We start from the raw sequence: 24,893 nt of genomic DNA on the forward strand, positions 1-24,893 counted from the left end.
TGGCCGGCGACCTGGGCCTGCCCGCCGTCGGCGGTGATGAGCGTGGAGAGGATCTTCACGGCGGTGGTCTTGCCGGCGCCGTTCGGCCCGAGCAGCGCGAACACGGAACCGGCCGGGATGCGCAGGTCGATGCCGTCGAGCACGGTCTTGTCGCCGTACGACTTGCGCAGACTGATGGTGGAGACGGCGATCGGCGACGGGTGAGCGTCGCTCCGACTGGGCGTGGGCATGACAGAAGAAGGCATGGGGCCCTCCGATCGAAGGCTGAAGTGGCGGGGGAAGTGGCGGGGGACGGGGCAGGTCGGGGCGGTGGTTCGGGGCGGTGGGGCTCAGACCTTGGCGCGGCGGACGTGGATGTTGCCGTACCGGGTGCGGGCGCGGATCTTGACGGTGTCCTCGGTCTGCTCCGGGGACCCGGACGCGGTGAGGGTGTTGCGCACCTGGCCGGAGTCGGAGCTGACGTCGAGCCAGGCGGCCGTGCCCTCACGGATGCCGACGTCGATGGCGCCGTAGGAGGTCTCCAACTGGACTGTGCCGCGGACCACTTCGCCCACCCGCAGGGTGCCGTGGGCGGTGGTGGCGGTGACCGAGTCCTCGGCGCGCGTGATGTCGATGTCGCCGTTGGCGCCGCTCACCCGCAGTTCACCGGTCACGGCGCCGACGGTCGTGCTGCCGTGCGAGTTCTTCAGGACGGCGGGGCCGTCGACGAAGCCGACGCGCATGCTGCCCGAGCTGGCGGTGATCTCGGCAGGGCCCTCGACGCGGTCCACGGTGATCGTGCCGTGCGACGCGGTCAGTTCCAGCGGGCCCGTGGTGTCGAGGCGGACGTCGCCGGCCGAGTTCTTCACGTGGACCTCGCCGAGCCGGCCCTCGCCGATCACCTGGGTCCAGGCGCCGGTCGTCTCGACACGCGACCCCGTGGGCAGGTCGACCGTCACGTCGACGGTGCCGGTGCGGCCGAGGCCGAACAGCGTGGGCTTGGGCGTCCTGATGGTGAGTACACCGCTCGCGTAGGTGACCTCGGTCTGGGCGGCCGCCCGTGTGTCCAGGTCCTTCTCCGGGTCGCGGGGCCGCACCTCGACGACGGTGTCGGTGCGGTCGGCCGCGGTGAACTGGAGGGAACCGGCGTCCACTCGCGCGGTGACCGAGATCGGTTCGGGAGTGTCGAAAGAAGGCATGGCTGTCCCGTCCTCTTGGGTCTTCAGGGCGTCCCCGCTGGTGGGACGTGGTGTGGGTGAAGTGGTGTGAGTGAAGTGGGGCGGGTGGAGCGGGGCCGGCGGGAGCGCGGTCAGCGCACCCAGCCCGTGAAGCTCTGTCCGAGGGCCTGGGTCTTCTCCGTCGTGCGCGGCGGGCGGGTGCCGCCGTCGACCGCGGCCGACACGGCGCGCACCAGCCACGCGTTGACCGACAGGCCCTCGCGGCTCGCGGCCTCCTCGGCGCGGGCCTTGAGGTGGGCCGGCAGGCGCAGGTTGACGCGGGCGGTGCCGCCCTCGTCGCCCTCGGCCGGGGCCTTGAGCGGTTCGGCGGGCGCGACCGGCTCCGCGATGGCACCGCCGTCGCCGGGCGGGAGTGTCACCACGAACTGGGGGTCGAGCCCGCGCAGCCGTACGTCGACCGAGCCGGGGGCGAGATCGCGGGTGATCTCGTCCGTGGCGGCGGAGAGCACATGGAGCATGGTCAGCCGGGTCGCCGACTCCAGGGGCGCGGTGAGCCTCTCCGCCAGCTCGCGGGCTTCGTCACCGCCGGCTTCGGCGGCCACCGCGAGTTCGCGGCGGAGGGTGTCGACATACGGGGTGAGGTCCATGACGCCATCATGGCACCACTCTGGCGCCACATGCAAGCCGTAAGGTGGAACCTCCGGATCGCGGACCGGTGAGGTCGCTCTGACCTGCGGAAACGTAATGGCACCTAAGAGGCCGACCGTGGTGCCATGCGTGCTCGTGTGCTTGCAGTGGCGGAGAATGGCGCCTGCTGGCACCGCGTGGCGCTGAGGTGGCGCCTAGGTGACGCCCGAGGTGGCACCTAATGGCGCCGAGTGGCACCGCATAGTGCCAGGCGGCATCAGGCGGCATCAGGCGGCACCGGGGGCACCGGGCGGCATCGGGCAACGCCAGGTGGTGCCAGATGATGCCGGACGGGGGCGGTCCGCGCCGCTCGCACCCGGCTGCGCGGAACGACTGGTTGCGGTTGCGGTTGCGGTTGCGATGCGCGGCGAGGGGCGGCGCGGCGCGCGAGGGGGCGCGAGGGGGCGACGCAAGTAAGGTAAGCCTCACCAATCCCTTTACCATGGGCAGGCTGAAAACAGGCCTGTGCCCCGGTGCTTTTTGCCTGCCCTTGGAATTCCACAGGTCGTTCCCACGCCTCTGACAGCCCCGCCTCCTAGCTTCGCGGCCATGACGGGAAACTCAGGAAACACAGCAAACACAGCCGGTGCCGAGCACGACGACCAGCAAGGTCCCCGGCACAAGCGTGATCTGACCCGGCGCAAGGTGGTCGTCGCCGGTGCGGGCGCGGCCGTCGCCGTCGGGGCGGGCGGGGCGCTCGCCGCCGGTGCCTTCGCCGGGGAGAAGAGCGGGAGCAAGCCCAAGGCCGCCGCCTCCGCGAGTGCCGGCGAGGCCTGCTACAAGCTCACCTCCGAGACCACCGAAGGCCCGTACTACATCGACGCGGACAAGCTGCGTCAGGACATCACCGAGGACAAGGAGGGCATCCCGCTCACCCTGGCCCTCAAGGTGATCGACTCCGAGACCTGCAAGCCCCTCGCGAACGCCGCCGTCGACATCTGGCACTGCGACGCCCTCGGTATCTACTCCGGTTACGAGAGCCTCTCCACCGGTGGTGGCGGCGGCGCTCCCACCGACGCGCCCTCCGGCACGCCGACCGGTACGCCCACCGACGTGCCGACCGGCACCCCGACCGGTGAGCCGCCGTCCGGTGGCGGCGGTGGCGGCGGGCACGAGGAGCCCACCGACGACGAGCGCTATCTGCGGGGGACCTGGAAGACCGACAGGCAGGGACGCGTCACCTTCAAGACGGTCTTCCCGGGCTGGTACCGCGGCCGTACGGTCCACATCCACACCAAGGTGCACGTCAACGGCGAGTGGACCGACGCCGGTTACGAGGGCGGCAACACCTGCCACACCGGCCAGTTCTTCTTCGACGAGGAGTCCGTGCTCGCCTCGGCCGAGGTGGCGCCGTACTCCACCAGCACCACCGAGCGCACCACCCTCACCGAGGACACGATCTACGACCAGAGCGGTGTCCAGGGCGGTCTGCTCAAGCTGAAGTACAACAAGAAGAACATCGCCAAGGGTGTCGTGGGTTCGATCACGATGGGCGTCGAACCCGACGCCACCCACGAGGGCACCGACGACGCCGTCCAGCCGGGCGCGTCCGAGACCTCGTCGGCGTCGGCCTCCGCCGGCTGATCCACGTGGCGGGGCGTCGCGGTCACTCGTCCGGTGACGCCCCCTCCTCCAGCAGCCGCTCCGCGATGTCCGTCGACCAGCTCTGGGCCCACGCACGCAGGTCCGTGAGCTGGTCCTCGGTCAGGCCGTACGCCGTGAACGCCGTGTCCGGGTAGTGGTCCGTGCCCGTCAGCCGGGTCTGGAGGGTGGGCAGATCGAAGTCGTCCCGGGCGTGGCGGCGGGCCAGTTCCTCCAGGTCGGGGTGGGTGAAGCGGGCCGACGCCGCCCTCGCGTCGATCAGGTCGACGGCCAGTCCGCGGTCGTAGAGCGCCCGGACCTTGGTGCCCACCGCGTCCGGGAGGGAGAGCGCCGGACCGTACGGGGTCGGGACGGGCGGGCTCCAGAAGGTCTCCTTGTGCAGGGCCAACCGGAGGACCGTGTCCGTGGTGCGGTCCCGTACGGACAGGTGCGCCGACAGCGGGTCCGCGTCCTGGAGCGTCGCCCCGTAAAGGCCCCCGGAGGCGAGCACCGCGCCCAGCGCCTCGGCGAGACCGGGCATCGGCTCGGCGCTCTCCGTCGCCAAGTCCAGGTTCGCGTGCGGGCGTTGGAGCAGCTCGTGCGCCTGGAGCGCGTAGCCGCCGGCAAGGGCCCAGGGGGTGCCTGCGGCGGCCAGGTCGAAGACCTCGGCGAGGAGCCGGAGGTGGGGTTCGAGAAGGTCCACCGAGTAGTCGTACCAGGTGCGGTGACCGTGCCGGCGGCGGAGACGCGCGGCCGTGCGGGACCGGCCTCGGCCGGGGTGGTCGCGAGGACCCGTACCCTTCCGCCGCTCTTCCTCTGCCCGACTCCTGCTCCTCCCCTGCTCCTCCCCTGCGCCTCCCTCGCTCTTCCCCCGTTCTTCCCCTGTTTTTCCTCGGGTTTTCCTCCGTGTTCGCTCCGTACTTCTCAAAGTCGCTTAAGGAATCACCAAGGGGCCTCACAGCGAGGTGCCCGATCGTCATGTCATGAGCACCCAACCGGTCCTCGTGGCCACGGACCTCGTCGCCATCTCCGTGCTGGCCTTCGCCGTCTACTTCCCGCGCCATCACCGCCGGGACCTCATCACGGCGTTCCTCGGGATCAACGTCGGCGTGCTCGCGGTGGCGATGACGCTGTCCTCCTCCTCGGTGGGGATCGGCCTGGGGATGGGCCTGTTCGGGGTGCTGTCGATCATCCGGCTCCGGTCGTACGAGATCGCTCAGCACGAGATCGCCTACTACTTCTCGGCGCTCGCCATCGCCCTGCTCAACGGCATTCCCGAGGAGACGTCGGCGCTGCCGCTCTCCCTCACGGCGCTGATCCTGGGCACGCTGTACATCGCCGACCACCCCCGCCTCTTCGCCCGGCACCGCACCCGCGGACTGCGCCTCGACTCGGCGTACACCGACGAGGACGCCCTGCGCGCCCACCTCGAGGAACTGCTCGGCGGGCGGGTGGTGAACCTCTCCGTCAAGAGCATCGACCTCGTCAACGACATCACCCAGGTCGAGGTCCGGTACGTCGTGCCGGGCAGGAGGACGGCCGCTCCGCAGGTCCCCGAGCCCGTACGGCGGCCGGAGGTCCGGGCGTGACCGCGCTCGACTCCCTCGGCGCGGCCGTCGGCTTCCTGCCGTCCGTCGGACTCGACGAACTCGTCGCCCGCGCCGAGCTGTTGACCCGCGTCGACCGCAAGTACGTCCTGCCGCTCGCCGACCTGCCGTTCGTGCTCGGCGGGCTCGACACCGGTGCGGAGGTCCTGGAGATCGACGGGGCACGGGACTTCGGATACCGGTCGCTGTACTTCGACACCCCGCGCCTCGACGCCTACCTGGGCGCGGCCCGCGGCCGCCGGCGCCGATTCAAGGTGCGGATCCGCAGCTACCTGGACTCCGGGCTCGACTTCCTGGAGGTCAAGACACGCGGGCCGCGCGGCACGACCGTCAAGCACCGCGTCCCCTACGAGGGGTCGCCGGCCGCGCCCGGTCCCCGGCTGGACGCGGGTTCCCGCGCCTACGCCGACACGGTTCTCGCCGGGGCGGGCATCGATTCCCGGGACTTCCGCTTCCTGCCGACGCTGACGACGACGTACCGGCGTACGACCCTGCTCCTGCCCGACGACGGCAGCCGGCTGACCATCGACACCGGCCTGGTCTGGAGCCTGCCCGACGCGAGCCGGGCGCTGGCCGTCCCCGGCCGGGCCGTCGTCGAGACGAAGGCGGGGCGGGCCGGCTGCGGCGCCGACCGGCTGCTGTGGTCGCTCGGGCACCGGCCCTGCACGGTCTCCAAGTACGGCACCGGGCTCGCCGCGCTGCGCCCCGAACTCCCCGCCCACCGCTGGCTGCCGGTCCTGCGCCGCCACATCCCCACCGCACTCGACTTCCCCACCGCACTCGACGGGAGCCCCGCATGAGCAGAGGAACGGTACGGCCGCCGCGGCACAGGGCGGCAGCGGCCCTCGTCTCCGCGGCCCTCGTCTCCGCCGCGCTGGCCGGGTGCTCCCCGGACACCTCCGACGCGGCCGGCAGCGGTTCCGGGGCGTCGGCCTCGGCTTCGGCCGGTACCGGCGTCGACGGCACCCAGACCGCCGCCGCCGTCCTCGCGGCCGACCGGCAGGCCCACGAAGCCGACACCGGCGAGGACGTCTCCGCCGCCGTGCACATCACGCTCGACGGGGACGCGGCCTCCGTCGACGGGGCCGGCGCCGAGGCCGACGGATCCACGGTGACCGTCACCAAGGGCGGTACGTACCGGCTCAGCGGCACCCTCTCCGACGGGCGGATCGTCGTCGACGCGCCCGACGCGACCGTGAAGCTGGTCCTCGACGGGGTGCGGATCTCCAGCTCCACGGGTGCCGCGATCGCCGCCACGGCGGCCGACGGACTCGTCGTCGTCCTCGCCGACGGCAGTGCCAACACCCTCTCCGACGCAGGCTCCTACGCCGACGGCGCCGAGGTGAACGCCGCCCTGTTCAGCGCCGGTGACCTGACCGTCGCGGGCACCGGCTCGCTCACCGTGCGCGGCAACGGCAACGACGGCATCGCGAGCAAGGACGGCCTGGTCATCGCCGCCGCAGCGGTGACCGTGCAGGCCGCCGACGACGGGGTCCGCGGCAAGGACTACGTGGTGGTGCGGGACGGCGAGCTCACCGTCACGGCCGGCGGCGACGGTCTCAAGGCCGACAACGAGGAGGACGCGGACGCCGGCTATGTGTCGGTCGCGGGCGGGGCGGTCGACGTCACCGCCGAGGGGGACGGGGTCGACGCGGCCACCGACCTGGTCGTCACGGGCGGTCGCCTGACCGTCGGCAGCGGGGGCGGCAGCGGGAACCGGCCGGCCGAGGACGCCTCCGCCAAGGGGCTGAAGGCCGGCGTCATCAGCGTGCTGGCGGGCGGGACGATCGCGGTCGACGCCTCCGACGACGCCGTGCACAGCGACGGCGCCGTCCACTTCGCCGGGGCCACGGTGTCGGTCGCGAGCGGCGACGACGGAGTGCACGCGGAGGGCGACCTCGTCGTGGACAAGGGCACGTTGAAGGTGACGTCCGCGGTCGAGGGCCTGGAAGGCTTCGACATCGCCGTCCGGGGCGGCTCGGTCTCCCTCGTCTCCAGCGACGACGGCATCAACGCGTCCGGGAACAGCGGCAGTTCCCAGGAGGGCGGTGGCGGCCCGGGCGGCGGGGGCGGCGGCGAGAACGTCGGCGCGTACAAGCTGACCGTCTCCGGCGGCACCCTGCTCGTCGACTCCGAGGGCGACGGCCTCGACTCCAACGGCACCGCCGAGATCACCGGCGGCACGGTCGTCGTCAACGGCCCCCAGCGGGGCGGCAACGGAGCCCTCGACGTCAACGGGACCTTCACGATCAGCGCCGGCACCCTGCTCGCCTCCGGCAGCTCGGGCATGGTCGTCGCCCCCGACGAGGACTCCGCGCAGGGCTGGCTGTCGGCGACCCTCGACTCCTCCGTCCCGGCGGGCACGACCCTGCACGTCGTCGACGCCGACGGCAAGGTCGTGGCCACGTACGTCACGTCCAAGCAGATCCAGAACGTCGTCTACTCGTCGTCCGCGATCAAGTCCGGCCAGGAGTACCGGATCCACTCCGGCGGCACGGCGTCCGGCGGCGACGGCACGGGCGGCCTCGCGGTGAACGCGGGCGCCCTCGGCACGGCGAAGCAGATCGCGACGGTGACGGCCGGGGAGGCGCCGGAAGGCGGCGGCTTCGGCGGCGGCGGTCCGGGCGGGGGCCGCGGATGAACAGGGCGGGCGACGCTACTTCGCCACGAACTGCGTGAGGATCGCCTGCACTTCGTAGATGTCCACGCCCTTGGTGAACGTCTTCTGGATCGGCACGGAGGAGCCGGACACCCAGATCTTCAGCTCGGCGTCCAGGTCGAAGGTGCCGGCGGTCTCCACCGCGAAGTGCGTGATGCTGCGGTACGGAATCGAGTGGTACTCCGTCTTCTTGCCGGTGATCCCCTGCTTGTCGACGAGGATCAGCCGGCGGTCCGTGAACAGGATCGTGTCCCGGATCAGCAGGTAGGCGGCCTGCACATGCTCGCCCTGACCCAGCAGACGGGCGTAGTCCTGCTGCGCCTGCGCCGGGTCGATCGGGTGCGCGTTGCCGAAGAGTGCCATGGAAGATCCCCCAGTAGACGTCGACGTCGATCCCTGTGCGGCGATCCCTCCCCACAGAGAGGTGTTCGTCCCCGATGCGCACCTTAAGGGGGAGGTGGGGGAATCGCGAAGGCGTTTGATCGAGTCGCGGAGGAGGCGGCGGAAAAAAAATCTGTTTCGCACGGCAACTCTTCACGGGGCGGCGACCACTGACAGGACGTAAGCCCGCTCCTCCCCGTAAGGATCCCCCGTGGCAGCTCCCTCCCACCGCCGGTCCCTCCGCTCGCGCCGTGCCCTCGTCGTCTCCGCCGCCGCCGTGGCCGCGGCCGTCGGCGCCGGGGTCGTCGTGATGAACGCGAACGCCGGGACCGTCGACCTGTACCACCAGACGCTCGCCGCCAAGGACGGCTGGGCCTCCTCCGGCACGGGTACCACCGGTGGCACCAAGGCCGACGCCGCGCACACCTTCACCGTCTCCACCCGCGCCCAGCTGGTGAAGGCGCTGGGCTCCGCCTCGGACACCACCCCCCGGATCATCAAGATCAAGGGCACGATCGACGCCAACACCGACGACGCGGGCAAGAAGCTGACCTGCGCCGACTACGCGTCGGGCACCGGCTACTCGCTCTCCGCCTACCTCAAGGCGTACGACCCCTCCTCCTACGGCACCTCGAAGCTGCCCTCCGGCACCCAGGAGAAGGCCCGCGCCGCCGCCCAGACCAAGCAGGCGAAGAACATCGTCTTCAAGGTGCCCGCCAACACCAGCGTCGTCGGCGTGCCGGGCAGCAACGCCGGGATATCCGGCGGCATGCTCCAGATCCAGAACGTGGACAACGTCGTCGTCCGCAACCTGACCTTCGCCGCCACCGAGGACTGCTTCCCGCAGTGGGACCCGACCGACGGCGACGACGGCAACTGGAACTCCAACTACGACTCCGTCACCCTGCGCGGCGCGACCCACGTGTGGGCCGACCACAACACGTTCACCGACGCGCCCCACCTCGACAGCGCCAACCCGAAGTACTACGGCCGCGAGTACCAGATCCACGACGGCGCCCTGGACATCACCAAGAGCTCGGACCTGGTGACCGTCTCGCGCAACCAGTTCACCAACCACGACAAGACGATGCTGATCGGCAGCAGCGACAGCGAGCCCTCGGGCAAGCTGCGCGTCTCCATCCACCACAACATCTGGAAGGGCATCGTCCAGCGCGCCCCGCTGGCCCGGGTCGGCCAGGTGCACATCTACAACAACTACTACGACGTCACGACCCTCAACGGCTACGCGACGCAGTACAGCATCAACTCGCGCGCCAAGGCCCAGGTCGTCGCCGAGAACAACTACTGGAAGGTCCCGACCGGAGGAAAGGTCGCCAAGCTCCTCAGCGGCGACGGAACCGGCGCGGTCAAGGGCTCCGGCAACCTCGTCAACGGCACGGTCACCGACGTCGTCGCCGCGTACAACGCCGCCTCGTCGAAGGACCTGAAGACCACGGTCAACTGGACCCCGGCCCTCACCTCGGGCCTCGAGACCTCGGCGAAGAACCTGCCGACGACCCTGGCCACGACCACGGGCGCGAGCGTCCTGAAGTAGCACCCCGGACTCGCGAGGGCCGGGTGACCACGAGCCCCCGGCCCTCGCGGCTTGTTCCGGGCACGGTGAGCCGAGCCCGTCAGGTGTCGTACGTGCCGTCCCACGGCTCGGTGAAGCCCAGACGGTCCGGGTAGAGCTCCGCCCAGGTCTCGGGGTTGCCGTCCTCGTCCTTGTCCTCGCGGATCACCAGGCCGAACAGCACGCCCTCGAAGGTGAGCCGGAAGGGACGGACCGCGATGTCCGTGTAGGAGCGGCGGGGCAGGCTGCGCAGGAGGGTGGCCAGGCGGACGCGGGCCCGGTTGAGGACCGAGTCGTCGCCGTGCGGGTTGCGCTGCTGCTCCGCCCAGGTGCCGGCACACCAGATGTCCGAGTCGCGGTAGCGGCCCTCGGCGTCGAAGGTGTGCAGCACGGTGTAGAGGCGTTTGCGCTCTTCCCAGCCGTCGTCGAGACGGAATCCTTCGGGGAAGGCGTAGGTGACCGACGCGAGGAACTGGCCGTCCGCGTACCGCCCGATGGACTCGGTGCGGTGCTTCGGCTCGTAGGCGATCGGGATGACGTTGGGGACTGCCATGGCGGAAACCATACGGCTTGGCGGGAACATGCCGGAGCGGGGGGAACCCCTTCGGTTCCTCCTCCGCGTCCGCCGGCCAGGGCCCGCCTTCCGACCCGGGTCCGGGAGACCCCGTCCCGGGCCCGGAAGACCCCGACCAGGGTCCGGGAGGCGGATGCGTCCAGGGTCCGGGACGGCGATGCGTCCCGGACCCCGTGGTCGGTCGTCGACGCGCTACGCGGCCGGCTTCTCCTCCAGGCGCGGGAAGAGAACCGCTCCCTTGGTGACCGTCGTCCCGGCCGGGAGCGTGCCCCAGGTACCGGCCTCCTGGACCCGCTGGTCCGCCAGAGCGCCCAGGACCGCCTCGGCGCCCAGCGAGTCCCAGAGCTTCTGGGAGGTGTCCGGCATGACGGGGTTCAGCAGCACGGCGACGGCGCGCAGGGACTCCGCGGCGGTGTAGAGGATGGTCGCCAGACGCGCCCGGCCCTCTGCCGAGTCGTCCTTCGCGACCTTCCACGGCTCCTGCTCCGTGATGTAGCCGTTGACCTGCTTGACGAAGTCGAAGACGGCCAGGATGCCGCCCTGGAAGTCCAGCTCCTCGCCGATCTTCCGGTCGGCCACCGCGACCGCGTTCGCCAGACCGTCGTGCAGCGCCTTCTCGGCCTCGCTGTCGGCGGTGGCCTCGGGCAGGACGCCGTCGAAGTACTTGCCGACCATCGCGGCCACCCGGGAGGCGAGGTTGCCGTAGTCGTTCGCCAGCTCGCTCGTGTAGCGGGCCGAGAAGTCCTCCCACGAGAACGAGCCGTCCTGGCCGAAGGCGATGGCGCGCAGGAAGTACCAGCGGTACGCGTCCACGCCGAAGTGCGAGGTCAGGTCCTGCGGCTTGATGCCGGTCAGGTTCGACTTCGACATCTTCTCGCCGCCGACCATCAGCCAGCCGTTCGCGGCGATCCTGCCGGGCAGCGGGAGGCCCTGCGCCATCAGCATCGCGGGCCAGATCACCGCGTGGAAGCGGAGGATGTCCTTGCCGACCAGGTGGACGTCGGCCGGGAAGGTCTCTTCGAACTTCTGCTGGTTCTCGTTGTAGCCGACCGCCGTGGCGTAGTTCAGCAGCGCGTCGACCCACACGTAGATCACGTGCTTCTGGTCCCACGGGATCGGGATGCCCCAGTCGAAGGTGGAGCGGGAGATGGAGAGGTCCTGGAGGCCCTGCCGGACGAAGTTCACGACCTCGTTGCGCGCGGACTCGGGCTGGATGAAGCCGGGGTTCGCCTCGTACAGGGCGAGCAGCTTGTCGCCGTACTCGCTCAGCTTGAAGAAGTAGTTCTCCTCGCTGAGGATCTCCACGGGCTTCTTGTGGATGGGGCACAGCTTCTGACCTGCGAAGTCGCCCTCGCCGTCGAGCAGCTCGCCCGGAAGCTTGTACTCCTCGCAGCCGACGCAGTACGGGCCCTCGTAGCCGCCCTTGTAGATCTCGCCCTTGTCGTACAGGTCCTGCACGAACTCCTGGACGCGGTCGGTGTGCCGCTGCTGCGTGGTGCGGATGAAGTCGTCGTTCGCGATCTCCAGGTGCTCCCAGAGGGGGCGCCAGGCCTCGTCGACGAGCTTGTCGGCCCACTCCTGCGGGCTGACGCCGTTCGCCTCCGCGGTGCGCATGATCTTCTGACCGTGCTCGTCCGTGCCGGTGAGGTACCACACCTTCTCGCCGCGCTGGCGGTGCCAGCGGGTGAGCACGTCGCCTGCGACGGTCGTATAGGCGTGGCCCAGGTGAGGAGCGTCGTTGACGTAGTAAATGGGGGTGGAGACGTAGAACGCCTTGCCACCCTGCTTCTCGGTTCCAGTGGCCGCCATGCCCGAAATCCTACTGGCCCCGCGAAGATCCACTCACATGCGTTTCGGGGGGTGGACGTGATTCTCCACCCCCCGAAGCGGGCCTACGGGCGCCAGGTGGCCAGTACGCCCTCGTAGAGCTCGGCGTCCGTCAGCTCGCGCGGGGCCGGGCCCGCGTGGAAGAAGGACGTGTTGGGGGTCTTCAGCTTGCGCAGGTAGTCGAAGGCCTTGTTGTCGTGCTCGCCGAAAGCGACGAAGGAGAAGAAGACGGCGGGGTGGTTCTTCGCCGCGTCCGTGAGGGACTGGGTGGCCGGGGTCTTCGCGTCCGGGGCGCCGTCCGTCTGGAAGACCACCAGGGCGGGGGTGCCCGGGGCGGCTTCCTTCTCGTGGTGGCCCACGACCGCCTCGACCGCCGCGTGGTAGCTGGTACGGCCCATGCGGCCGAGGCCGGCGTGCAGCTCGTCGATCTTGTTCTCGTGGTCGGCGAGGGTCAGCTCGCCGGTGCCGTCCAGTTCCGTGGAGAAGAAGACGACGTGGACCGTGGCCTCGGGGTCGAGGTGGGTCGCGAGGGCGAGGGTCTGCTCGGCGAGGGCCTGGGCGGAGCCGTCCTTGTAGTACGGACGCATGCTCGCGGAGCGGTCCAGTACGAGGTAGAGCTTCGCTCGGGTGCCGGTGAGGTGGGTTGCCTCCAGGGCGGTGGCGGCCGCGGCGGAGGCGGTGGCCAGGCCGGGCGGGAGGGTCGGGGTGGGGGCGAGGGTCTCGGCGGGTGCCTTGACCTCGGCCTCGTCCTTGACCTCGGCTTCCTCCTTGACCTCGGCCTCGGCCTTGACCTCGGCGGCCGGGGGCTCTTCGGCTTCCGCGGCGGCGGCGACCGCGACCGGCTCGGCCTTGACCTCGGCCTCGGCTTCGCCTTCGGCCGAGTCGTTCCCACCCGCACCACCCGTGCGGCTTTCGTCGTCGGCCGCGAGTGGCCCCTGCGGGGCGTCCTCGCCGTCGGCGGCCGCGGGCTCGTCGGCTTCCGCAGCAGCGGCCGCGGGCTTGTCGGCCTCGGCCTCGGTCTCGACCTCGGGCTCGGATTCCGGTGCCTCGGGGGCCGCGACCTGCTCGGGCTCGGTCTCCGGCTGCTCGGCCGCGGGCTCGGTGGCGGCCTCCGCCGCGGTCGGCTCCTCGGACGGGGTGCCGGTCTCGCCCTCGGACGCCGGCTCTTCCGCCGTCGGCTCCGCCTCGGCGGCGGCGACCACCGCGGGCTCCTCGGCCGTCGGCTCGGCCTCCGCGGCCGCCTCGGCCTTCGGCTCGTCCACCTTGGCTTCGGGCTCGGCCTTCGCCTCAGCCTCGGGCTCGGCCTTCGCTTCAGCCTCGGGCTCGGCGACCGCCTCGGCCGGCTCGTCCACCTCGGCCTCGGCTTCAGCCTCCGGCTCGGTCTGCGTCGGCACCTCAGCCTCGGCTTCCGCCGTCACCTCAGCCTCATCCGTCGCCTTGACCTCGGCCTTGGCCGGCGCCTCAGCCTCGGCCTTGGCCGGCGCCTCAGCCTCGGCCTCAGTCGGCGCCTCAGCCTCGGCCGTCACTTCAGCCTCGGCCGGTGCCTCAGCCTCGGCCTCAGCCGTCGGCTCTGCCTCGGCCTCAGCCGGTGCCTCCGGCGTCGGCTCCGCCGTCTGCGGCAGGGTTTCTGTCGACTGGGTCGGCTTGGGGACCGATACGTTGTCGAAGGCTGCTGAGACCAGGTCGTGTTCGTCCTGGGATGCCGGGCGGGGTTCCGGGACCTGGGCCGTGGGGGTGGCCCTCGGGGTGGGTTCGGGGGAGGGGGACGGGACCGTCGGTTCGGGCGCCGGTGTGGGCGCCGGGGTGGGCGCGGCCGCCGGTGGGGGGACGGCCCCGGTCGACTCCTGGTCCTGCTCCTCGGAGGCGGTCTGTTCCTGCGAAGGAACCTGTTCCGCACCCTCTGCCTCGGCGGCCCGCTCTTTGCGTGACCGTCCGAACGCGTTCCGCAGGAGAGTGAGAATGCCCATGTGCGCAACCCTTCGCGTGAGTTGAAGCCCGTCAATCCCTGGCCAGGACGGACACGTAAGGTTAACGGCCCCGGAAGGTGATCTTGGGCAGGGGTGAGTGTAAGGAATCCAGGTGTGTCAATACCGCCTCGGCACCCCCTCCGCGCAAGTCCAACACCCTTCTGGCTGCCGGGGATTCACTTTCCGTTCAGCCTGCAGCAGCGCCTGCGCACATACGTGCCCCTAACGTCACGGTCACACCAAGGGCACGCAAGGGGAGATTAAAGGTGCGCAAGCTTCTGCCGCTGATCGGAACGCCGTCCCAGTCCCATCCCGGCGGACGCTCCGCCATGACCTGCCGCTTCCGGTGTGGTGACGCCTGCTTCCACGAGGTGCCCAACACCAGCGACAACGCGTACGTCGGCGAGATCATCGCCGGGGCGATCGGCCGCCGCGCGATGGTGCGCGCCGCCGCGGTCGTCACCGTCGCGGCCGCCGCCGGGACCGCCGGGGTGGCCGGTGCGCTGCCCGCCGCCGCCGCGCCCGTGCGGGAGTCCGGGAAGCCTTCCGGGAAGCCCGCCGCCAAGGCGGCCCGCGGGCTGCGGTACAGCTCCGTCGCCCCCAACACCGCCGACGCCGTCACCGTCCCGGACGGGTACGGGCAGAACGTGGTCATCCGCTGGGGCGAGCCGATCCTGCGCGGGGCTCCCGCCTTCGACCCGGAGAAGCAGACCGCCGCCGCCCAGGCCGGGCAGTTCGGCTACAACAACGACTTCCTGGCGCTGCTGCCCGTTCCGGGCGAGTGCGACCGGCAGCTGCTCGTCGCCAACCACGAGTACACCGACGAAGTGCTCATGTTCCGTGGTTACGACGCGGCCAACCCCACCCGGCAGCAGGTCGAGGTCGCCTGGGCGGCGCACGGTCTCGGCGTGGTCGTCGTGGAGGAGGACCGCAGGACCGGCAAGCTGACCGCCGTGCCCCGGCACCACCTCAACCGGCGGGTCACCGCCACCACCGAGTTCCGGCTCACCGGGCCCGCCGCCGGCTCCGACCTGCTGAAGACCTCCGCCGACCCGACCGGCACGAAGGTGCTCGGCACCCTCAACAACTGCTCCGGCGGCACCACCCCGTGGGGCACCACGCTGCACGGCGAGGAGAACTTCAACCAGTACTTCGCCAACAGCGGCCGGGCCACGGACAAGCGGTACGGGATCGGGACCGGCGCCACCGAGCGCAAGTGGGAGCGGTTCGACAAGCGGTTCGACGTCGCCCAGGAGCCGAACGAGGTGCACCGTTTCGGGTACGTCGTCGAGCTCGACCCGTACGACCCGACGTCCACGCCCCGCAAGCACACCGCCCTCGGCCGGTTCAAGCACGAGGCCGCGACCGTGCGGCTGACCGAGGACGGGCGGCCGGTCGTCTACTCCGGTGACGACGAGCGGTTCGACTACTTCTACAAGTTCGTCGGCAGCAAGCGCATGAAGAAGGGGTCGAGCCGGGCCGTCCGCGAGCACAACCTGTCGCTGCTCGACGAGGGCACGCTCTACGTCGCCAGGCTCACCGGCGACTCCCCCGCGATCGAGATCGACGGCACGGGCAAGCTGCCCGCCGACGGCGAGTTCGACGGGAGCGGCGAGTGGATCCCGGTCGCCACCGCCACCGCAGGGGGCGCCGTCTCGCACGTCGAGGGGATGAGCGCCGAGGAGGTCTTCGTCTTCACCCGCCTCGCCGGTGACAAGGTCGGCGCGACGAAGATGGACCGGCCCGAGGACATCCAGCCCTCGCCCGTCACCGGCAAGGTGTACGTCGCCCTCACCAACAACACCAACCGCGGTGTCGGCGCGAACGCCAAGGCCGACGAGGCCAACCCGCGCAACGCCAACAAGCACGGGCACATCCTGGAGCTGACCGAGCGGCGGGGCCGTCCCGAGAGCACGACGTTCGCCTGGTCGCTCTTCCTCGTCGCCGGCGACCCCGACGACCCGGCGACCTATTTCGCGGGGTTCCCGAAGGACGACGTCAGCCCGATCTCCTGCCCGGACAACGTGGCCTTCGACCCGCACGGCAACCTGTGGATCTCCACCGACGGCAGCCAGCTGGGCTCGCACGACGGTCTGTTCGGCGTGGCGACGCGCGGGGCGCGGCGCGGTGAGCTGAAGCAGTTCCTGACGGTGCCGACCGGGGCGGAGACCTGCGGTCCGATCGTCCAGGACCGGCGGGTGCTCGTAGCCGTGCAGCACCCGGGCGAGGTCGACGGCGCGACGGTGGAGAAGCCGGCGAGCACCTGGCCGGACGGCGCCGGGAAGATCGTCCGCCCGGCGGTCGTGGCCGTGTGGCGCAAGGACGGCGAGGACATCGGGGTCTAGGGCAGGTCCAGGCCAGGTCCAGGCCAGGTCCAGGGCGGGTCCAGGGCAGGTCCAGGGTCTGTCCGGCCGGTCTGCCGCCGCCGCTGTCTCCTGGCGCGGGGGCTCCCGGACGCCGCGGGGGCCCCGGCTACCGGCGCCGGTGGAGGGTGAGGTTCACGACCAGCGCGCGGTGGTCGGTGCCGGCGAGGCGGAGGAAGCGGGCGCCGCTCGCGGAGAAGTCCTCCGACACGAGCACATGGTCGATCTGCGCGCCGAAGGCGGGCGTGGTGCGGCTGGGCCAGCTCGGTTCGCGGGCGTCGCCCGCGAGCCGGGCCGCGTCGCGCAGTCCGGTGCCGAGGACGCGGCGGAAGGCGGCGTGGTCCTGGGAGGCGTTGAAGTCCCCGGCGAGGACGAGCGGACCGTTCTCGTGCCGGACGGCGAAGTCCCGCAGCCGCCCCAGCTCCCGTTTCCACAGGGACACCTGGCGGGGCAGCGGGGGCTTGGGGTGCGCGAGCTGGAGCCGTACGGCGTGTCCGCCGACGTCGGCCACCGCGCCCGGCATGCCCATGCTGCCGGGCACGCCCGCGGCGGCCGTCAGCGGGAACCGGCTGAGGACGACGGACCCGACGGAGCTGTCACCCGGGACGGCCTGCCGGTACGGGTAGTCGGCGCCGAGTTCCCTCGCCACCGTGGCCTGACAGGTGTACTCGCACTCCTGTACGAACACGAGGTCGGGCTGCTCGCGCCGCACGACCGGGATCAGCGCACCGGTCGCCCACCCGAACTCGACGTTCGACGTCAGCACCCGCAGCCGCGCGAGCACCGGCCCGTCCGGCCGGCCCCCCGTTCCGTACGGCTGGACGAACCAGGCGAGCAGCCCGAGCACGACCGCTCCCCAGATCGGCCCGGCCGGCCAGCGGGCGAGCAGCGAGAGGGCGACGGCGGCCCCGGTGGGCACGGTCAGCCACGGCAGGAAAGCGAGCAGTTGCGGTACGGGGGTCACGGCATCGGTGTCGGCGACCCGGCACCCGACGACCACGCTCACCCCGGCCAGCAGCAGCCCGGCGCACCGGGCGCCGAGGAGCCGTCCTCGCATCGACCTCATCCCGCCGAAGGCTACGCCCCGGTCTTCGCCAGGAACTCCGCCAGCACCCTGTTGAACTCGTCCGCCCGCTCCAGGTTCGGCAGGTGGGCCGCGCCCTCGACGATCCGGAGCTCGGAGTGCGGGAGCGCCGCGTGCATCGCCTCCGCGTCCGCCACCGGGGTGTACTCGTCGTCCTCGCCGACCACGACCAGGGCGGGGACGGTGACGCGGGTCAGCAGGGGGCGGTAGTCGGGACGTTCGGCCCGGCCGCGCAGTGCGGCGGCGGCGCCCTCGGGAGGCGCGGACGTCATCATGCGGTGGACGTGGGCCTTGACCTCGGGGGCCGCGTAGGGCGCGACCATCTTCTCCAGGACCTCGTCGGCGTAGCCGCGCATGCCTTCGGCGAGCAGGCGGTCGGCCGTCTCGTTGCGGGCCAGTCTGCCGCCGGGGGTCTCCGGGGCCGGGAAGGTGTCGGCGAGGACCAGGCCCCGGACGCGGTCGGGGAACTGCCGGCAGAGGTCCATCGCGATCTGGCCGCCCATCGACAGCCCGGCCAGCACGAACGTCTCCACCTTCAGTTCGTCCAGGAGCGCCGCGATGTCCTGGGCGAAGTCGGAGAGCAGCGTGATGCCGGGGACCACCGGGGAAGCGCCGTAGCCGCGCAGGTCGGGGGCGATCACCCGGCGGGTGGCGGAGAACGCCTCGATCTGCGGGGCCCACATGGTGCGGTCGAAGGGGTGGCCGTGGACGAGGACGAGGGGGAGCGCCGGGGGCGTATCCGTGCCTTTGTCCTCGTATGCGAGGAAGGGTGCCATGTGACCGACAGTAGGGCGGGCCGACTTCTCGGTGCAATAAGATCTTTGTCCTCGGTGCAATCCCGATCGCGCCGAAGGACGGAGCGGGACACCCCATGGCCGACTTCCGGCTCATCGCCGACCGCATCGCCGCCGACATCGCCGCCGGACGGCTCGGCCCCGGCCAGCAGCTGCCCCCGCAGCGGTGGTTCGCGCGACGGCACCGCATCGCGCCCTCGACGGCCGGACGGGTCTACGGCGAACTCGTGCGGCGCGGACTGGTGGTGGGCGAGGTGGGGCGAGGGACCTTCGTACGGGCCGCGCCGGCCGTCGCGCACGGGCGCGCGCTCATCGAGACGGCCACCTCCGCACCCGTCAACCTCGAACTCAACTACCCGTCGGCCGAAGGGCAGTCGGAGCTCCTCGCGGCCTCCCTCGCGCCGCTGCTGCGGGGCGATGTCCTGACGGAGGCCATGCGTCCGGGCGCCGCCGGCGGGACCGCGGTCGCCCGCGAGAGTGCCGCCCGGCTCCTCGCGCTGCCCGGCTGGCGGCCGGACCCCGCACAGCTCCTGTTCACCGGCAACGCCCGGCAGGCCATCGCCGCCGCGCTCGCCTCCCTGGTCCGGCCGGGCGGCCGGGTCGGGGTGGAGGAGCTGACCTATCCCCTGGTCAAGGAGATCGCCGGACGGCTGGGGGTGGTTCTCGTCCCGCTCGCGGCCGACGCGGAAGGGGTGCGGCCGGACGTCCTCGCCGCCGTCCACCGCGCCGCTCCGCTCTCCGCCCTCTATCTCCAGCCGACGCTCCACAATCCGACCTCCTCGACCATGAGCGAGCGGCGGCGACGCGAACTGGGCCGCCTGGTGGTCGAGTGGGGGCTGCCGGTCGTCGAGGACCGCATCTGGTCCTTCCTCCGTCCGGACGCCGCCGCGTTCGCGGCGCACGCCCCCGGTCTCACCCATGTCGTCGACGGGCTGTCCAAGCGGGTCGCGCCGGGGCTGACCGTCGGTTTCCTCGTCGTACCGCACGACCGGGTGGAGGCCGTGGGGGCCGCGGTGCGGTCCGGCGGGTGGAGCGCGGGGAGGTTCGCGCTGGAGGCGGCCGTGCGGTGGACGGGGGACGGGGTGGTGCGGCGGCTCGTCGAGGCGAAGCGGGCGGATGTCGCCCGACGGCAGGCGATCCTCACCGAGCACCTCACCGAGCGTCTCGGCGAGCACCTGGGCGGGCACCTCACCGAGCACCTCACCGGGCGCCTTACCGGGCGTCTCGGCGGGCGGCTCGCGGGGGGCGCGGTACGGACCGATCCGTGTGCCTACTTCGCCTGGTGGGAGCTGCCCGTGCCCTGGCGGGCGGACACCTTCACCGCCGCTGCCGCCGCGCACGGCATCGCCGTGACCCCGGGGACCGCCTTCGCCGTCGACCCGCACCGCACCCCGGACGCGGTCAGGCTCGGACTCGCGTCGGCTCCGGAGGGGGAGTTGGCACGGGCGCTGCGCACACTCGCCGGCGTCGCATCAGACGGACCGCCGGGGAGTGCCGGCGGATGAGCCAGGTCGCCGCCGCCACCGTCAGGCCCAGTGCGAGCAGCAGCCAGGAGGCCGTCCGCAGGGTGGCGGTGAGGGCGTCGTACACCGCGCCCGCGGCCGGGCGGTGGGCCTGGTCGGGGAGGTCGGAGAGGGTCAGACGGCGGGCGATCGCGACGGCGAAACCCAGCAACGCGCCGCCCAGGGCGGTGCCGAGGGCCGTCGCCGTGACCGCCCGGCGGCGGGAGACCGCCACCGCGATACCGGCCACCGCGAACACGACGGCTGCCAGGGGCAGCCAGAAACCGGCTACGTCGAGCACGTGGTAGCCCTTCCGGAGAGCGGCCAGTTCACCTGGCGGGAGGAGTGCGACACGGGTGTGCTCCACCGGCACGCGGTCGGCGAACGGCACGTGATCGGCGGTCAGTCGGCGCTTCAGCGGCGAGGTGACGGTGGCGAGGTCCACGGTCACCGGACGGGAGTCGCGGTCGGCGCTCTCGTCGTTCAGCGCCCTCATCACGGCCGTGTGAGCCGCTTCGTTGCCCGCGTCCCAGGCCGTGCGGTAGGCCCGGGTCGCGGTGAAGGAGCGGACCGCGTCCCGCAGGAAGAGCGGGTTCATCCCGGCCTGGCGTGCCACTCCGTCACCCACCGTGTCCGCGACGGCGTTCCGTACGGCCGGGTCGGAGGCGAGCGGCGCCATCGTGGCGACGTAGCCGCGGGTGTCGGTGAGGCCGTACGCCGCCCAGGCCGCGAGCGTGCCGAGCGGCACGAGCAGGCAGGACAGCGCGACGAGGACGGCCGAGAGGGCGGTCCGCAGGCTTGGGGACACCCCTCCAGGCAACGGGGTCGGGGCGGGTGACGCGAGCCCATGGCGGCCGTCCGGGTGGTGTCCCGGGGACGTCTCGGGCGCGCCTTGGGGGTGTCCTGGAGCCGCCCAGGAGCGCCCTGGCGGCGCGCTCCGGTGGAGGGTTCACCCGAACGGGTGTTTCCTGGTTCTGGGGAGAAGGAGGTCGATCATGCGCACCACTTTGGCCCTGCGGACTCTGGCCGCGGCCCTGCTCGCCGGTGGCACCCTCGCCGGCGCGGCGCTGGGAACCACGGCGGCGGCAGCCCCTCCGACCAGCGGTGGCGACGGGAACGGCTCGATCCGGGGCACCGTCGTCTCCCGCTCCGAGCTGAGTGTGCGACAGGAACCCACCACCCGCTCGCCCGTCGTCGCGACGCTCGCGTCCGGCAGCCACGACCGTGTGCAGTGCATGGTCAGGGGACAGAGCGTCAACGGCAACCCGGACTGGTACTGGCTCTTCGGCGCCCAGGGCTGGGCGAGCGCCGCCTTCGTGGACACCGGCGGCGCGCGGGTGCCCGACTGCGCCGACCCGTGCCCGCAGTGGAAGAACGGCGACTGGACCAACTGGGACGACCCCTTCACCAACAGCTCGTTCGGCGTCTCGGCTTCGGGGACGTTCAGCTTCTCCGGCTCCTGGAGCTTCAGCGCCACCGGAACCTCGTCGGGTGACTGGGAGTGGGTCCCGGTCGGCCGGTGAGTGGAGGGATGAGGGAAGGCACGGGCCCCGGCGTACAACGCCGGGGCCCGTGTGCGTCCTGCCGCGGACGCTGTCGGTGGACGGATCAGCGGATACGGTGTCCGGCCGCGTCCTCGTGCGTGTAGAAGCGGTAGAACAGCGTCACGAAGACGCCTGCCGAGACCGCCAGGGACCACCCCACGGAGCGCAGGACGCTCGCGCCGGTCTCGCTGTAGAGGAATCCGAAGGCGCAGCCGGCGAACGCCGTCCACAGCAGGGCGTGCAGCTCGCGCCGCATGCGTGGGGCCAGGGCGTGGATGCCCATCCACAGGGCCGCGAACACGAACGCGCTCACGAAGCCGAGCAGAAGGTTCCAGCCGGTGATGGGGCCGCCGGAGCGGTTGTTGGCCGCGACCCAGTAGCCGTAGACGAGTCCCAGTGCCACGGGTGTCGTCCACTCCGCGGCCTGGTGGGTCCGTTCGCTGAAGACGCCGGGCGTACGGGACCGGGTGGAAGTGGTCCGTACGTCTGACGCGGGTGCCGCATGAGCCATGAGAGGACTCCTCTCTCTCCTCGCCCCCGCCTTCCAGGGCACACCTGGGCGGGGGCGGTGGCAAGTCGGGTGCACCGGCTTCGTGCACATGCTTCGTGCGCCGGGTCCCTGCGCGGCTCCCGGATGCGGGCGCTCCGTCCCCGTGCTTCGCTGACCTCATGGAGTCCGGCGGTCACAGCCTGCTCGACCGCTATCCGCGGGCCCGGCGCCGGGACGTCCTCCAACGGCACCAACTGCTCCAGATCCGGGGCCGCAGCGTCACCTGGCTGGTGCCGCTGATGATGCTCGTCGCCATCTCCTACGCCGACTACAACACCACCGGCGAGTTCCGCATCGTCTCCTGGTGCGTCTTCGTCGCCGCCATCGCCGCCGCGCTCTGCGGGGTGTGGACGACGGCGCTCTTCGCGGCGCTCGCCCTGCTCACCTATGCCACCAGCGACGCGGCCTGGCCGACCGAGTACCAGGAAGGCGCGGCCGACTTCGTGCTGGTGCTCATCGGCGGTGCGCTGTCCGTCCTCGCCGCCTCGGTGCGGGTGCGCGGTGAGCGACGGATGGTGCACATGATGGACGTCGCCGAGACGACCCGCCGGACGGTGCTGCGTCCGCTGCCGTCGCCCTGGGGCGGCCTCGACCACGCGGCGGTCTATCTGGCCGCCGACGCCGAGGCCCGGGTGGGCGGCGACTTCTACGACATCCAGCCCGGTCCGCACGGCACCCGGGTCCTCCTCGGCGACGTGCAGGGCAAGGGGCTGGGCGCGGTGGACGCGGCCGCCGCGCTGCTGGGCACCTTCCGCGAGGCCGCGTACCACGAGGCGGATCTGGCGACCGTGGCCGGCCGGCTGGAGACCCGGATGCGAAGGCACCGAGCGCACACCTCGGCCCTCGGGCGGCCGGACGGCGACCGGTTCGCCACGGCCGTGCTGATCGGGTTCCCCGGGCGGGGGCGCGGGGTGGCGGGGGAGAACCGGGCCGTGGGCGAGCGGGGAGTGGTCGAGATCGTCGGGTTCGGGCACGAGCCGGCGCTCGCGGTCGGCGGGACGGAGGGCGTACGGGCCCTTCCGAACGGCGGGGGCCTCCCGCTCGGTCTCGGTGAGCTCGTCGCGCAGGACGACGGGCCCCCGCCGGTGCTGCGGGTGGCCGTGGCCCCCGGTGAGACGCTGCTGCTGGTCACCGACGGGGTGACCGAGGCGCGGGACGCCGCCGGTGAGTTCTATCCGCTGGCCGAGGAGGTCGCGGCGGCCCTCGCCCGCGATCCGCGGACCGCCGAGCCGGGCCGGCTGGTGGCCTTCGTGCGGGACCGCACGCTGCGGCACTGCCGAGGGCGTCTCGCCGACGACACGACGGTCTTCGCGGTGCGGCCCGTGTCACCCGTGCCGTCGTCCGGGCCGCCCGCGCCGTCGTCCGTGCCGCCGCCCGACGAAGGCCCCGTAGAGGGACGTTTGCAGGCCTGAGGCTCCCCTTTGCACCCGCAGCGGTTACGGTGCTGAGGTACCTGATCGACAGGGGAGGGGACCATGCGGGAAGGGACCATGCGGGAGGGGACCGTGCCCGGAACCGTGCTGCTGCTCGCGGCCTCGCCCATGGGCAAGGGCTGTCTGGTGGACGCGGCCTCCGTGCTCCCCGTGCTCGCGGCCGTACCGCCTCCCGTGCTGGCCGGAACCGACACCGCGAACGTGGTCGAACTCGCCGACCCGCTGGATCCGCAGGCCGTTCTCACCCGGCTGAGGGCCGCCGCGGTGGCCCCCGGGCCGCTCACCCTGTTCGTCGCGGGTCAGCTGCAGATCGACCGGCGACAGCGGCTGCCCCACCTGGCGCTCGCCCGGACGACGCCCGCGACCGTGCGGTACACGGCGTTCCCGTGGCACTGGTTCCGGGAGGAGCTGCGGCTGCGGGCGCCCGGTTCCACGACCGTGGTGCTCGATCTGCGCGCGGATCCCGAGACCTGGGACTGGCTGCGGGGGAACGTTCTGGACTGCGGACCCGTGGCGACCGTGTACGGGCGGATCGCGCCGCCGCCGGGCCGCCGGGCCGTCGCCGCGCCGACGTACATGAGGGCGGTCGCGACGATACTGCGCAGCGGTGGCCGTCCGGCGCTCGAGCGGCTGCACCAGGCGGCGCTGGCCCGCATCGCGGGCGACGGCGAGGTGGGCGACCTGGTGCTCACCCCCTTCGGCGGCCCGGCCGGCCGGCGGGTACCCGACGCTCCCGTCACCCCTCCCGTCACCCCTCCCGTCACCCCTGCCGTCACCCCGGGCACACCCTTCGCGCCCGTAGCCCCGGGCGGGTCTTTCGCGCCCGTAGCCCCCGGCGCACCGCTCGTCCCTGCGGTACCGAACGCATCCGGCGCGTCCGCCGGCCCCGGCGTACCCCTCGCGTCGGCGGCACCCGACACGCCTGGCGTCCCTGGCGTCCCGGTCGCCTCGGGTGCGCTCCTCACCTCGGCCGTCTCTGCGCCCTTCGTCCTGCCGGTCGCCTCGGGCGGGCCGGAAGGGCGGGACTCCGACCCCCACGACGCGATTTCCACAGCCGTCCGGGCCGGGCGGCACGGCGACGCCGATGTTCTCGCCGCACGCCAGGAGGAGACGGCCACCGCCTCGTACGGGCCCGGGTCCGAGGAGGCGCTGCACTGGGCCGAGGTGCGGGCGGATCTGGCGATGTTCGCGGGGGACGCCGAGCGCAGCTGCCGCACCTGGCTGGCGGTCGCCGCCGCCCGGCTGGAGGCCGGACAGCCGGTCGACGCGCCCGCCGTGGAGGCGGCGGTCGACCGGGCGCACCACCAGTGGGGGCGGATCCACGACGTGCCGCGGGCCCGTGCGCTGGGTCCGGAGATCGCGCGGTTGCGCGGCCGGGTGCCGGGCCGCCGCGAGGGCGCGCTGGACCATGTCCGGCAGCAGTTGCGGCAACTCCAGACGCAGGGGTGAGCCGCCGCGCCGGTGAAGCGGTCGCCGATGGGGCGGTCGCCGGTGGGACGGTCGCCTGTGGGGCGGCCGGGACGGCGGATGCGGGGCCCCGCCCGGCAAGGGGCGCGGGCGCCTGCGCGACCGGACCGCACCGGCCCGCCGCGGAGGTACCGCCCGACCCG

At 72.3% G+C, this 24,893-nt stretch carries 22 protein-coding genes; 10 read left to right on the forward strand and 12 right to left on the reverse strand.

All coding sequences use genetic code 11. From position 1 onward, the window contains the following. The 3 genes from ABT070_RS42690 to ABT070_RS42700 all read right to left on the reverse strand — a co-directional run. The coding region (locus tag ABT070_RS42690; RefSeq protein WP_351768377.1) for an ATP-binding cassette domain-containing protein at positions 1 to 245 on the reverse strand (245 nt) is incomplete at its 3' end. Positions 246 to 329: 84 nt separating this feature from the next. After that, positions 330 to 1,178, reverse strand: a complete 849-nt coding sequence (locus ABT070_RS42695) for a DUF4097 family beta strand repeat-containing protein (RefSeq protein WP_351768378.1) — start codon at positions 1,176 to 1,178, stop codon at positions 330 to 332. Positions 1,179 to 1,288: 110 nt separating this feature from the next. Next, positions 1,289 to 1,804, reverse strand: a complete 516-nt coding sequence (locus ABT070_RS42700; RefSeq protein ID WP_351768379.1) for a toxin-antitoxin system HicB family antitoxin — start codon at positions 1,802 to 1,804, stop codon at positions 1,289 to 1,291. A gap of 589 nt (positions 1,805 to 2,393) precedes the next feature. On the opposite strand from ABT070_RS42700, the gene ABT070_RS42705 reads away from it, so the two are divergent. Then, positions 2,394 to 3,428, forward strand: coding sequence for a dioxygenase family protein (locus ABT070_RS42705; protein WP_351768380.1), 1,035 nt, complete (start codon positions 2,394 to 2,396; stop codon positions 3,426 to 3,428). Positions 3,429 to 3,450: 22 nt separating this feature from the next. Here the strand turns inward: ABT070_RS42705 and ABT070_RS42710 are convergent, their stop codons facing one another. After that, positions 3,451 to 4,128, reverse strand: a complete 678-nt coding sequence (locus ABT070_RS42710) for a hypothetical protein (protein ID WP_351768381.1) — start codon at positions 4,126 to 4,128, stop codon at positions 3,451 to 3,453. Between the two features lie 280 nt (positions 4,129 to 4,408). Here ABT070_RS42710 and ABT070_RS42715 point away from each other — a divergent pair, with 280 nt between their 5' ends. The 3 genes from ABT070_RS42715 to ABT070_RS42725 are packed head-to-tail and all read left to right on the forward strand — an operon-like array spanning position 4,409 to position 7,673. After that, positions 4,409 to 5,014, forward strand: a complete 606-nt coding sequence (locus ABT070_RS42715) for a DUF4956 domain-containing protein (RefSeq protein WP_351768382.1) — start codon at positions 4,409 to 4,411, stop codon at positions 5,012 to 5,014. Then, complete coding sequence (locus ABT070_RS42720; RefSeq protein WP_351768383.1) at positions 5,011 to 5,832, forward strand: VTC domain-containing protein; 822 nt, start codon at positions 5,011 to 5,013, stop codon at positions 5,830 to 5,832. Before ABT070_RS42715 ends, ABT070_RS42720 begins: the two co-directional genes overlap by 4 nt. Further along, positions 5,829 to 7,673: a carbohydrate-binding domain-containing protein gene (locus ABT070_RS42725; RefSeq protein WP_351768384.1), complete on the forward strand. Its 1,845-nt coding sequence runs from the start codon at positions 5,829 to 5,831 to the stop codon at positions 7,671 to 7,673. Before ABT070_RS42720 ends, ABT070_RS42725 begins: the two co-directional genes overlap by 4 nt. A 15-nt stretch (positions 7,674 to 7,688) precedes the next feature. On the opposite strand, the gene ABT070_RS42730 is transcribed toward ABT070_RS42725, so the two are convergent. Continuing rightward, positions 7,689 to 8,054: a PH domain-containing protein gene (locus tag ABT070_RS42730; RefSeq protein WP_351768385.1), complete on the reverse strand. Its 366-nt coding sequence runs from the start codon at positions 8,052 to 8,054 to the stop codon at positions 7,689 to 7,691. Positions 8,055 to 8,283: 229 nt separating this feature from the next. Here ABT070_RS42730 and ABT070_RS42735 point away from each other — a divergent pair, with 229 nt between their 5' ends. Beyond that, complete coding sequence (locus tag ABT070_RS42735; RefSeq protein WP_351768386.1) at positions 8,284 to 9,627, forward strand: pectate lyase family protein; 1,344 nt, start codon at positions 8,284 to 8,286, stop codon at positions 9,625 to 9,627. A gap of 79 nt (positions 9,628 to 9,706) precedes the next feature. On the opposite strand, the gene ABT070_RS42740 is transcribed toward ABT070_RS42735, so the two are convergent. The 3 genes from ABT070_RS42740 to ABT070_RS42750 form a co-directional block, all read right to left on the reverse strand. Further along, positions 9,707 to 10,198: a hypothetical protein gene (locus tag ABT070_RS42740; protein WP_351768387.1), complete on the reverse strand. Its 492-nt coding sequence runs from the start codon at positions 10,196 to 10,198 to the stop codon at positions 9,707 to 9,709. Between the two features lie 213 nt (positions 10,199 to 10,411). Next, the gene (gene metG / locus ABT070_RS42745) at positions 10,412 to 12,028 is read right to left on the reverse strand and encodes a methionine--tRNA ligase (RefSeq protein ID WP_351768388.1); all 1,617 of its coding nucleotides are present in this window, start codon (positions 12,026 to 12,028) and stop codon (positions 10,412 to 10,414) included. A gap of 83 nt (positions 12,029 to 12,111) precedes the next feature. Then, entirely contained in the window at positions 12,112 to 14,013 is a 1,902-nt protein-coding gene (locus tag ABT070_RS42750) for a VWA domain-containing protein (RefSeq protein WP_351768389.1), read from the reverse strand. Between the two features lie 266 nt (positions 14,014 to 14,279). On the opposite strand from ABT070_RS42750, the gene ABT070_RS42755 reads away from it, so the two are divergent. Then, positions 14,280 to 16,358: a PhoX family protein gene (locus tag ABT070_RS42755; RefSeq protein WP_351768390.1), complete on the forward strand. Its 2,079-nt coding sequence runs from the start codon at positions 14,280 to 14,282 to the stop codon at positions 16,356 to 16,358. 127 nt (positions 16,359 to 16,485) lie between these two features. Here the strand turns inward: ABT070_RS42755 and ABT070_RS42760 are convergent, their stop codons facing one another. Both ABT070_RS42760 and ABT070_RS42765 read right to left on the reverse strand, forming a co-directional pair. Beyond that, entirely contained in the window at positions 16,486 to 17,442 is a 957-nt protein-coding gene (locus ABT070_RS42760) for an endonuclease/exonuclease/phosphatase family protein (RefSeq protein ID WP_351768391.1), read from the reverse strand. A gap of 11 nt (positions 17,443 to 17,453) precedes the next feature. Then, positions 17,454 to 18,236: an alpha/beta fold hydrolase gene (locus tag ABT070_RS42765; RefSeq protein WP_351768392.1), complete on the reverse strand. Its 783-nt coding sequence runs from the start codon at positions 18,234 to 18,236 to the stop codon at positions 17,454 to 17,456. A gap of 95 nt (positions 18,237 to 18,331) precedes the next feature. Here ABT070_RS42765 and ABT070_RS42770 point away from each other — a divergent pair, with 95 nt between their 5' ends. Next, on the forward strand, positions 18,332 to 19,759 hold the full coding sequence (locus ABT070_RS42770) for an aminotransferase-like domain-containing protein (protein ID WP_351768393.1): 1,428 nt from the start codon (positions 18,332 to 18,334) through the stop codon (positions 19,757 to 19,759). Here ABT070_RS42770 and ABT070_RS42775 read toward each other — a convergent pair. Continuing rightward, a complete protein-coding gene (locus ABT070_RS42775; protein ID WP_351768394.1) occupies positions 19,656 to 20,564 on the reverse strand; it encodes a hypothetical protein in 909 nt (302 codons plus the stop codon). The genes ABT070_RS42770 and ABT070_RS42775 overlap by 104 nt on opposite strands. Before the next feature lie 187 nt (positions 20,565 to 20,751). Here ABT070_RS42775 and ABT070_RS42780 point away from each other — a divergent pair, with 187 nt between their 5' ends. Next, the gene (locus ABT070_RS42780; RefSeq protein ID WP_351768395.1) at positions 20,752 to 21,279 is read left to right on the forward strand and encodes an SH3 domain-containing protein; all 528 of its coding nucleotides are present in this window, start codon (positions 20,752 to 20,754) and stop codon (positions 21,277 to 21,279) included. An 85-nt stretch (positions 21,280 to 21,364) separates the two neighbouring features. Here the strand turns inward: ABT070_RS42780 and ABT070_RS42785 are convergent, their stop codons facing one another. Further along, positions 21,365 to 21,811 (reverse strand): hypothetical protein, encoded by a 447-nt coding sequence (locus tag ABT070_RS42785; RefSeq protein ID WP_351768396.1) that lies wholly within the window; start codon positions 21,809 to 21,811, stop codon positions 21,365 to 21,367. 158 nt (positions 21,812 to 21,969) lie between these two features. Here ABT070_RS42785 and ABT070_RS42790 point away from each other — a divergent pair, with 158 nt between their 5' ends. Beyond that, positions 21,970 to 23,262: a PP2C family protein-serine/threonine phosphatase gene (locus tag ABT070_RS42790; RefSeq protein ID WP_351768397.1), complete on the forward strand. Its 1,293-nt coding sequence runs from the start codon at positions 21,970 to 21,972 to the stop codon at positions 23,260 to 23,262. 63 nt (positions 23,263 to 23,325) lie between these two features. Next, a complete protein-coding gene (locus tag ABT070_RS42795; RefSeq protein WP_351768398.1) occupies positions 23,326 to 24,732 on the forward strand; it encodes a hypothetical protein in 1,407 nt (468 codons plus the stop codon). The last annotated feature ends 161 nt before the right edge of the window (positions 24,733 to 24,893 follow it).

This window comes from Streptomyces sp. NPDC002884, assembly GCF_040295245.1.
GTDB lineage: Bacteria > Actinomycetota > Actinomycetes > Streptomycetales > Streptomycetaceae > Streptomyces.